The 9,041-nt window shown below is 43.6% G+C and carries 11 protein-coding genes; all 11 read left to right on the forward strand.

All coding sequences use genetic code 11. The features are described from left to right. Positions 1-197 precede the first annotated feature (197 nt). The 11 genes from JXR81_09985 (at position 198) to JXR81_10035 (ending at position 8,880) form a co-directional block, all read left to right on the forward strand. A complete protein-coding gene (locus JXR81_09985; protein MBN2755171.1) occupies positions 198-1,583 on the forward strand; it encodes a F0F1 ATP synthase subunit beta in 1,386 nt (461 codons plus the stop codon). After that, positions 1,580-1,969: a F0F1 ATP synthase subunit epsilon gene (locus tag JXR81_09990; protein MBN2755172.1), complete on the forward strand. Its 390-nt coding sequence runs from the start codon at positions 1,580-1,582 to the stop codon at positions 1,967-1,969. Before JXR81_09985 ends, JXR81_09990 begins: the two co-directional genes overlap by 4 nt. A gap of 1 nt (position 1,970) precedes the next feature. Beyond that, positions 1,971-2,300, forward strand: coding sequence for an AtpZ/AtpI family protein (locus JXR81_09995; GenBank protein ID MBN2755173.1), 330 nt, complete (start codon positions 1,971-1,973; stop codon positions 2,298-2,300). Then, the gene (locus tag JXR81_10000) at positions 2,297-2,605 is read left to right on the forward strand and encodes a hypothetical protein (protein ID MBN2755174.1); all 309 of its coding nucleotides are present in this window, start codon (positions 2,297-2,299) and stop codon (positions 2,603-2,605) included. Before JXR81_09995 ends, JXR81_10000 begins: the two co-directional genes overlap by 4 nt. Next, positions 2,589-3,260, forward strand: a complete 672-nt coding sequence (locus tag JXR81_10005; protein ID MBN2755175.1) for a F0F1 ATP synthase subunit A — start codon at positions 2,589-2,591, stop codon at positions 3,258-3,260. The genes JXR81_10000 and JXR81_10005 overlap by 17 nt, the downstream gene beginning before the upstream one ends. A gap of 20 nt (positions 3,261-3,280) precedes the next feature. After that, positions 3,281-3,559, forward strand: coding sequence for a F0F1 ATP synthase subunit C (locus JXR81_10010; GenBank protein MBN2755176.1), 279 nt, complete (start codon positions 3,281-3,283; stop codon positions 3,557-3,559). 1 nt (position 3,560) lies between these two features. After that, positions 3,561-4,343 (forward strand): hypothetical protein, encoded by a 783-nt coding sequence (locus JXR81_10015; protein ID MBN2755177.1) that lies wholly within the window; start codon positions 3,561-3,563, stop codon positions 4,341-4,343. A 31-nt stretch (positions 4,344-4,374) separates the two neighbouring features. Then, the gene (locus JXR81_10020; protein ID MBN2755178.1) at positions 4,375-5,892 is read left to right on the forward strand and encodes a F0F1 ATP synthase subunit alpha; all 1,518 of its coding nucleotides are present in this window, start codon (positions 4,375-4,377) and stop codon (positions 5,890-5,892) included. Beyond that, positions 5,879-6,748 (forward strand): F0F1 ATP synthase subunit gamma, encoded by an 870-nt coding sequence (locus tag JXR81_10025; protein MBN2755179.1) that lies wholly within the window; start codon positions 5,879-5,881, stop codon positions 6,746-6,748. Before JXR81_10020 ends, JXR81_10025 begins: the two co-directional genes overlap by 14 nt. A gap of 622 nt (positions 6,749-7,370) precedes the next feature. Then, positions 7,371-8,285, forward strand: coding sequence for a DUF4349 domain-containing protein (locus JXR81_10030; GenBank protein ID MBN2755180.1), 915 nt, complete (start codon positions 7,371-7,373; stop codon positions 8,283-8,285). A gap of 52 nt (positions 8,286-8,337) precedes the next feature. Further along, on the forward strand, positions 8,338-8,880 hold the full coding sequence (locus tag JXR81_10035) for a DUF4234 domain-containing protein (protein ID MBN2755181.1): 543 nt from the start codon (positions 8,338-8,340) through the stop codon (positions 8,878-8,880). Positions 8,881-9,041 lie beyond the last annotated feature (161 nt).

Here is a 9,041-nt window from a genome sequence, read left to right on the forward strand (position 1 = left end):
CCTGTTTGGTTTTCTCAGCAAAAACCATTGTAATACAGGTTAGGAACCCCTTTTACTTAAATTACACACAAAAGCATACAACAACCAAGCCTCCAAGCATCTTGTTTTACCCGGGTTCATAAGATATACTATATTTACAAGGGAATTTATGGGGCGACTACATCAAAAAATAACTGATGTCTATATTTATTGGGGGAATGATGGAAGTTGAAGGGTTAAAAAAAGGGACTGTTTTTGCGGTAAGGGGTAGCGTTGTTGACATTCAATTTAAAGATAATAAATTACCTTTGATTAATAATCTTATTTACGCTGGTGAACATAATTCTGTAATGCTTGAAGCAGCGGAGCATATTGACGAACAAACCGTCAGGTGCATTGCCCTTACTTCCGCTTCCGGAATCGGCAGGGGGGAATTGGCTTTTGATACAGGCGGGCCGGTTATGGTGCCGGTGGGAAATAAAGTGTTGGGCAGAATGTTTGATGTGTTCGGGAACGCGACTGACAGGCTTGGCGCTGTAGAGAGCGTGGAGAAACGTTCAATTCACAGGGTGCCGCCTTCTTTAAGCGAGAGAAAAACCGGAAATGAAATTTTTGCCACCGGCATAAAAGCCATTGATTTATTAGCACCTATTGAAAAGGGCGGCAAAGCAGGGCTGTTTGGGGGAGCGGGCGTAGGGAAAACAGTTCTGATAATGGAGATGATAAATAACACCGCGGTGAAACACGGCGGTATAAGCGTGTTCTGCGGCATTGGGGAAAGAAGCAGGGAAGGCGAAGAATTATACAGGCAGATAAAAGACGTAGGCGTGCTGGATAAAGCGATTTTGGTTTTTGGTCAGATGAATGAGCAGCCGGGTGCAAGGTTCCGCGTAGGCCACAGCGCGCTGACCATGGCGGAATATTTTCGGGATGATATGCGGACAGATGTCCTTATGCTTATAGATAATATCTTCCGCTTTGTGCAGGCGGGCGCGGAAGTGTCCGGGCTTATGGGTAAAATTCCGTCGCGCGTCGGGTACCAGCCCACTCTTGCCACCGAACTTGCGGAACTTGAAGAGCGCATCTGCACCACAAGCCGAGGGGCGATTACTTCAATTCAGGCGGTGTATGTGCCGGCGGATGATTTTACCGACCCTGCGGCTGTTCACACTTTTGGCCATCTAAGCTCTACTATCGTGCTGTCAAGAAAAATGGCGGCGCAGGGCCTTTACCCGGCTATTGAACCGCTTTTATCCAAATCAAAAATGTTAACCCCCCAGATTGCAGGCGAAGAACATTATTTTATCGCGGGAGAAGTGCGTAAAACACTCTCTGAATATGAAGAATTAAAGGACATAATTGCAATGCTTGGCATGGAAGAACTTTCAAAATCGGATAAAAAAACCGTGATGCGCGCAAGGCGGCTTGAAAGGTTTTTAACACAGCCGTTTTTTGTTTCCGGAAAATATACCGGAAATGCCGGAAAAATTGTGGCGCTTGCCGATACCATTGACGGGTGTAAAAGGATACTAAACGACGAATTTGAAGGGGTGAATGAAAAGGCGCTGTATATGATAGGTAATATTTCAGAAGTGAAATTATGAAATTAAAAATAGTTTCCCTTACGGAAACCTTTCAGGCGGAAAATATTGAAGCTGTAAATATTCCCGGGGAAAAAGGGTGTTATTCAATACTGCCGCATCATATTGATTATGCGGCGCTGGTTTGTCCGGGAGTACTTACCTTTCGTGATGCAGCCGGCGGCAGAACAGATATGGCGGTTGATGAAGGGCTGCTTATAAAAAAAGGAAATGATGTTTACCTTTCCTGCAGAAACGCAATTAAGGGAATGCCGGAAACCGAAATAAACGCGCTTAAAACTGTTGTCCATGACAGGTTTGAAGTGATTGACGAGACAGAGAAAAAAACAAGGGAAATGCTGTCGCGGATGGAAAGCAGTTTTGTAAGGCGCTTCCTGGAGATGAAATAATATGAAAAGGGATAATGATTACAAAAAAGAATTTCAGACAAAAATAGAAAGTGAAATTGACAAAAAAGAGCAGGCAAAAAAAAGCGGGTCAGAGGCGCTTTATTGGATAGGCATGATGGGTATTGTGGGATGGTCGGTTACAATCCCGCTTCTGGCCGGAATATTTCTGGGCAAATGGATAGATGAAAAATTTCCGGGGCAGTATTCATTTACCATTATGCTTATGTTTTCCGGGCTGGCGCTTGGCTGCTGGAATGCCTGGTACTGGGTTAAAAAGGCAAGCCAGAATAAAAAGGCAAAAGAAAAAAGTGAAAAGAAGGAGGATATATGAATAATATATTCCTTTTAATCTCGGTATTTGCAGGAATGATTACGGCATGGGTATATCTGCTGCTGCTGAAAAGAACGGTTTTGCAGATTGCTTCCGGCAAATCATCAGTGTCTCTGATTACCGGATATTTTTTGAGGATAGCCGTTTGTGTTATTTGTTTTGTAGCTGTTTCATGGGGTAATCATATAGAAAGAGTGCTTGCGTGTTTGGCCGGTTTCAGCGTTGTACAGGTTTTTTCAATAGTCAGGGCCGGCAGGCAGTCAGATTTTATAAAAGGGGCGCAGAAAAATGGAAATAAATCCTGACAATATGCAGCTGTTTGGCATAGGGGCGATAAAAATAAACGCCACTATCTTTTATACCTGGATAGTAATGGCTTTGTTGACAGGGTTTTCTGCTGTTATTACATCGCGCCTTTCAACCGGGGCAAAGATACCGCGGTGGCAGGGTGTGCTGGAGGTAATTGTATCTTTTGTAAGCGGGCAAATAAGGCAGGTGATTGGGCGCGACCCATGGCCTTATGTGCCTTTTCTTGGGACGCTGGGAATTTTTATACTTGTGTGTAATTTAATGGAAGTGGTACCGCTGTACCATCCGCCCACGTCGTCGCTGTCCACCACAGCCGCGCTTGCCGTAAGTGTTTTTTTTGCGGTACCGTTCTTTGGGATAATGAAGAATGGATTGTGGGCGCATATAAAGTCATATTTTCAGCCGTCATTTTTTATGCTGCCTTTCCATATTATAAGCGAGGTTTCAAGGACGGTGTCCCTTGCGGTAAGGCTTTTTGGAAATATCATGAGCGAAAGTTTAATGATAGGCGTGTTTCTTTCTGTTGTACCGCTATTTGTGCCTCTTGTTATGCAGGTATTCGGGCTGGTAATCGGTGTGGTTCAGGCATATATATTTTTTACTCTGGCAACTGTTTACATAGGGTCTTCCGTGTCAATACACGGGGAATAAAAAATGAAAGGAGGGTCATAATGGACAATGTAACGATAGTGGCGGTGGTTTCAATTATTACGGCAGGGGCGACAATTGTACTGGGAACATTGCTGCCCGCTTACGGCGAAATGAAAGCGCTTATAAAGGCGCTGGAATCAATCACGCAGCAGCCGGACGCTTCAAATGTATTAAGCAGAAACCTTTTTGTAGGGCTTGCCATGATTGAATCGCTGGCAATTTACTGCCTGGTTATTTCAATAATCCTTATTTTTACAAACCCGTTCTGGAATTTTATGACAACAGCCGGAGGCAAGTAGAATGGAATTTGACCTGTTTACATTTATAGCGCAGGTTATTAATTTTACAGTGCTTATAGCGCTGCTGAATAAATTTTTGTTTGGCAGGGTTAAAGCTGCTATGGATGAACGGGAAAGAAAGATTGCTGATGACCTTGAAAAAGCGGTTATTCAAAGGCAGGAAGCGGAAAAATCTGCCGCGCTTGCGGCGGAAGAATTAAAACTGCTGGAAAGCCGCAGGCAGGAAATGCTTGAGGACGCCAGGAACAAAGCGCGGGAAGAAGAAGCGCAAATGAAAGCCGCAGCGCAGACTGCCGCTGAAGAACGGCAGAAAAAGTGGCAGCAGGCGTTTTCGATGGAGCAGGAAAATTACATTAAGGCGCTTAAACTGCATTCGGGTAAATTCGCGTGGAAAGTCTCTGAAAAGATGTTAAGGGAACTGTCAGATGAAAAGATAAACAATAAAGCGGCGGAGATATTTTTAAAGAAATTAGAAGCGCTTGGCGGCGCGCAAACGGCGGAGTTTAAAGCGGCGGTCAACAGGTCGGAAAAACCCGTGGTGGTTTTAAGCCCGTTTGTAATAGATGATATTTTAAAGGATAAAATTTCAGGGGTAATAGTAAAAATGACAGAAAGCAAAAATAAAGTTTTATTTGAACGCAGTGAATCAATCGGATTCGGCATTCAGGCAGCTGTTGAAGGGTATAAGATTTCGTGGGGCGGGTCAGAATATTTTTCCGGTATGGAAAAAGAAGTGATAGATGTCTTTAAGGATGGAAATAAAAAAGGCGGCTATGATGGATGAAAAAAACGGAATAAAAGGCAGGCTTAACAGCATGCTTGATTCTGCCTTTACACAGGCCGGGGAAAAAGCCGATGAAAATTCCGCATCGCTTCTAATGGGAGAGACCGGAACAGTTATATCCGTAGGCAGGGGAATTGCATCAGTAAAAGGACTGTTCAATGTGAAATCGGATGAACTTATAAGTTTTCCGGGCGGGTATTACGGGACTGCTTTTAACCTGGAACCGGATTATGTGTCGGTGGTGCTTTTGTCAAAAAGCGATGATATTTCTGCAGGCATGCAGGTAAAAAGAACAGGCAAAACAGTAAGTGTGCCTGTGGGCAAGGCGCTGCTTGGCAGGGTGGTTGACCCGCTTGGCAGGGTGCTGGACAACGGGGCTGAAATAGCGGCCGAGAAATGGTACCCGGCGGAAAGGCCGTCGCCGGTTATTATGGACCGCGCGCCTGTATCCGTGCCGCTGCAGACCGGCATAACTGCGGTTGACGCGTTAATACCAATAGGAAGAGGGCAAAGGGAGCTTATTATAGGCGACAGGCAGACGGGAAAAACCGCTGTTGCCGTGGATACAATAATAAATCAGCGCGGAAAAGATGTGATATGCGCTTACTGTTCAATTGGGCAGCAGAATTCATCTACTGCAAAGGTAATAGCTTCTCTTAAAGAAGCCGGGGCATTGGATTATACTTTTATAGTCGCGGCAGGCGGGGATGACCAGCCGGGAATGAATTTTCTGGCGCCTTATTCCGCGTGCTCTATGGCGGAATTTTTTATGGAGCAGGGAAAAGATGTGCTGATAGTGTTTGACGACTTAAGCAAACACGCCCGTTCATACAGGGAGATTTCTTTGCTGCAAAGAAGGCCGCCTGCAAGGGAGGCTTTTCCGGGCGATATTTTTTACATCCATTCACGGCTGCTTGAAAGGGCAACGCATCTGTCCGCGGAAAAAGGGGGCGGCTCGCTGACCGCGCTTCCGGTGGTGGAAACAGAGGCGCAGAACATAGCGGCTTATATCCCAACAAATCTTGTTTCAATAACAGACGGCCAAATATATTTGTCGCCGAAACTTTTTCAGCAGTCGGTTCTGCCTGCCGTGGATGTGGGTAAATCCGTATCACGCGTGGGCGGCGCGGCGCAGCTTCCAGCTTTCAGGAAAACAGCCGGAGACCTTAAACTTTCATATTCCCAGTTTGAAGAACTTGAAATATTTGAAAGGTTTTCCACGAAACTGGACGCGCAGACAAAACAGGCGCTTACGCGAGGGCACAGGATACGCGCGGTTTTAAAACAGCAGCAGAATAATCCCGTATCTGTAATGGGGCAGATAGCGCTTTTAACCGCTGTTAATAACGGGGTGTTTGATGAAATCGCAGAAAGCGCTGTGCCGGCAGCCGCGGATATAATAAGGCGGAAAGCAGAGGCGGAATTAAAAACAATTTCGGAAAAGATACTTGCAGGTAATGGAATATCTCCGGAAGATAATAATATAATTCTGCAGGGCGTAAAAAAACTTATTTCAGAAAGCACAGGTAAAAATAATGCAGTCTCCTGAAGAGGTAAAAAGAAAATTATCCGGGGCTGAATCCTTAAAGTCCATAGTGAGGACAATGAAGGTGCTTGCCGCGGTTAACGTAAGGCAGTATGAAAAGATGTCTGCCGCGGTTGACAGCTATAATGAAATTGTAGAAATGGGGTTCAGGGTGTTTCTGGGCGCTGATGAAAAAAAACATGATTTAGTTCAGGAAAAGGGCAACAGCGCATTTATTATTCTGGGTTCGGATATGGGAATGTGCGGAAGGTTCAACGATCAGATAGCGTCTCACGCTTTGGAGGCAATTGGCGGCAAAGGCGATAATGCTGTGATGGCAGTTGGTGACAAGGTCTCCGGAAAACTTGAAGACGCGGGGATAAAGCCGGAAGAAACAATTATTTATCCGGCCGTCCTGTCCGCGGGGATTGTGCCGCTTCTGCGCGAAATAATTCTAATAATAGACAGGTGGCGTGAAACCCGCAACATAAACTCCATAACTGTATTTTATAATAAACCGGCGGATTCATTATCATATTCAGCGGCATCAAAGATGATACTTCCTATGGAACCCGGATATCTGGAGGAATTAAGAAAAAGGGAGTGGAAGTCCAACAGTATCCCTATATATAAGGAAGACAGCGTGAAATTGTTTTCAAGCCTTGTAAAAAACTATATATACGTCTCTCTTTACAGGGCTTTTGTGGAATCCCTTGTAAGCGAGAATACAGCAAGGCTTGTATCCATGCAGGCAGCAGAAAAACACACCGCAGAACGAATAGAGGAACTGACGCTGGAATATAACATGGAACGCCAGGACGCCATCACATCTGAAATCCTGGACATAATCGCAGGTGCCGAAGCTGTGGAGGGGAAGTAAAAAAAGCGATTTAAGCTATAAGCAGTTAAGCATAAGCGATAGCTATGTGATTGTGTAGGTTGAAGCGGGCTTATTTGCCTTGGTAGGCGCACCCTTTTAGGGTGCGGCAGTTGATTTTCGTCTTGCTACTGAACTTTCGGAATGCTTTGCCGTCTTGCTTCCGTCCCTCCGGACATCTATTTTTTTGCCCCGGTAGACGCGGGTCTTCAGCCCGCGGCAGTAGTTTTTTTAGCAGCCGTTAGTCTTCAAGTTCTTCGTTGCAGCAAGCATGCGCAGCGAAAATTCCGGTGATGAAGCGGGTTTACGGGCAAGTAAGCAGGGACAATTTGATTTTAAACAACGCGCCTTAAAAAGCTAGGCTGCAAATTTAAATCGACCATTCGTCCCTCGAATATAATTAATGGATTATGGGAAATGTGTTTATGGGATAAGAGTATTAAGTCTTCTAAATGATTCTTCAACGTGATTTACTTCCAAATTGAATTTTCTGTCCTTATGTGTTAACGTGATAACATCACGGGAAAAAGGGTAAAAAGTTTAACGGCCGGTTTTTTAATTTCTATTTAAAAAACGTGGCATCAGTTTTATTATCCGTGAAATTAAAAACAATAATGGAGGGAATATGAAAAAAGAGACAAAGTGGTTGGTCATCTGGCTTGCTGTGGCTTATGTGATTTTGGTTACAGGAAGAGCATTATATTTAATGAACACACCCGAAAAAGCTGTAACGCAGGATAAAGGTTTTGCCGGACCTCAAATTTCTTCCACTGCAAGCGTAAGAAATTACGCTAAGGTGATGTTTAAGACTCCCGCGGGATTAATGCAGATAGGGCAGACATATGAAAAATCCGCGCAGGTATATAACGCGACAAATGATTTTGATAGTTACGAAAAAACACTGCGTGACACTGTTAAAAAGGAAGAAGCTTTAATACAAAAAGAAGAAGTCTCAGGAATGAAAGGCGGCAGGACAATAGAAATGGCAATAGGAGTATACCCGGAAAAATTTGATTCGGTAGCGGAACAGCTTAAACGGCTCGGAGATAACCGCCATTTCAGGGTTACAAAAACGGATAAAACCGCAGAGTACAGAAAACTGCGCGCGGAAAAAGCGGCTCTTGAAGAAAGGAAAAAGTCGCTGCTTCAGTTAAAGTCAAGAAACGGAAAAATAGAAGAGCTTATTGCGCTGGAAAATAAGATATATGATATTGTAAAGGAAATCCACGGGCTTGACCTGTCAATAGGCGAATTTGAAGGGGTTAAAGACTTTTGTACAATATATTTTACGCTTCTTGAAACAGGTATGAAACCTGACAAAAACGCTTTTATCTGGGATGCAATGGAATGGGCTTTCTGGAAACTTCTTGTAATTGTTATAATAGCGTTAATTGCATCTATGGCTGTAACTTTCGCGGTTAAGGTATGGGCTTCCATTAAAACTCCGGCGGTTGTAAGTACGGAACCGGCACAAAGCGTTTCAAAAAACGATACTCCTGTGGATCAGGTTGAAAGTTTAAAAAAGAGTAAACGGAAATAGTAAATAATACCCATTCTGGAATTTAAAAGCAGACAGTATAAACAGGAGTATCATGGCAAATAAAAAGCGGATTTCTGCGGATAAAACTAAAAAGAGAGTAAAAAAAGCAGATAAAAGGACGGCAAAAAAGGCCGTACCTGCGGTTAAGGCGGCGGGGCAAAACCGCGGCGTTGCCATAAAGAAGACGCCTGTTTTGCTTGTAATACTTTTTCAGTTAATTACTCTTGGTATTTATTATCCTATATGGTTTTTGCGCAGGATGAACAGTTTTAATAAAATGGCAAAAATTACAGGGGAAGAACAAATATCTAAAGCTGAGCTGGTCTCTGCGCTGGTTCTTGAAATTTTATCCGCGATTGCAGTGATACTTGGCTCCCATGGGGGCATTTTGACGCTGATTACATTTATTTTGCTTACGATTCAGGCGTTTAGAAGCAGAAGAATTATGATTTCATATCAGAAAAAACGTAAAATAAAGTTGGTAATGTCGGGTTTGGCAGTATTTTTTATTTCCCCATATTATCTGCAGTTTAAGATTAACAGGATGAATTTAAAGTCTGGAACAAGACGCGTCAAAAACACACATACCGGATAATAAAATGTGGAAGTATAAGATGATTCGTATAATAAATAAAAAGAGGAAAGATGAAGAAACAAGAAAAAATTGTACCACCCATTTAAGTGTCTGTCAACTTTAAATACACGTATTACGTTAAGCGGTTTCCAAACCATCTTTTAATCTTTTATTCAGCCGTC

This window comes from Candidatus Goldiibacteriota bacterium (assembly GCA_016937715.1).
Classification (GTDB): Bacteria; Oederibacteriota; PGYV01; order PGYV01; family PGYV01; genus PGYV01.

Bases quoted from the DNA above. Each gene is read 5' to 3' on its own strand.
- JXR81_10000 (MBN2755174.1), top strand. From the start codon at position 2,297: ATGAATAATATATTCCTTTTAATCTCGGTATTTGCAGGAATGATTACG.
- JXR81_10025 (MBN2755179.1), top strand. From the start codon at position 5,879: ATGCAGTCTCCTGAAGAGGTAAAAAGAAAATTATCCGGGGCTGAATCC.
- JXR81_10005 (MBN2755175.1), top strand. From the start codon at position 2,589: ATGGAAATAAATCCTGACAATATGCAGCTGTTTGGCATAGGGGCGATA.
- JXR81_09985 (MBN2755171.1), top strand. From the start codon at position 198: ATGATGGAAGTTGAAGGGTTAAAAAAAGGGACTGTTTTTGCGGTAAGG.
- JXR81_10015 (MBN2755177.1), top strand. From the start codon at position 3,561: ATGGAATTTGACCTGTTTACATTTATAGCGCAGGTTATTAATTTTACA.
- JXR81_10010 (MBN2755176.1), top strand. From the start codon at position 3,281: ATGGACAATGTAACGATAGTGGCGGTGGTTTCAATTATTACGGCAGGG.
- JXR81_10030 (MBN2755180.1), top strand. From the start codon at position 7,371: ATGAAAAAAGAGACAAAGTGGTTGGTCATCTGGCTTGCTGTGGCTTAT.
- JXR81_09990 (MBN2755172.1), top strand. From the start codon at position 1,580: ATGAAATTAAAAATAGTTTCCCTTACGGAAACCTTTCAGGCGGAAAAT.
- JXR81_10035 (MBN2755181.1), top strand. From the start codon at position 8,338: ATGGCAAATAAAAAGCGGATTTCTGCGGATAAAACTAAAAAGAGAGTA.
- JXR81_09995 (MBN2755173.1), top strand. From the start codon at position 1,971: ATGAAAAGGGATAATGATTACAAAAAAGAATTTCAGACAAAAATAGAA.
- JXR81_10020 (MBN2755178.1), top strand. From the start codon at position 4,375: ATGCTTGATTCTGCCTTTACACAGGCCGGGGAAAAAGCCGATGAAAAT.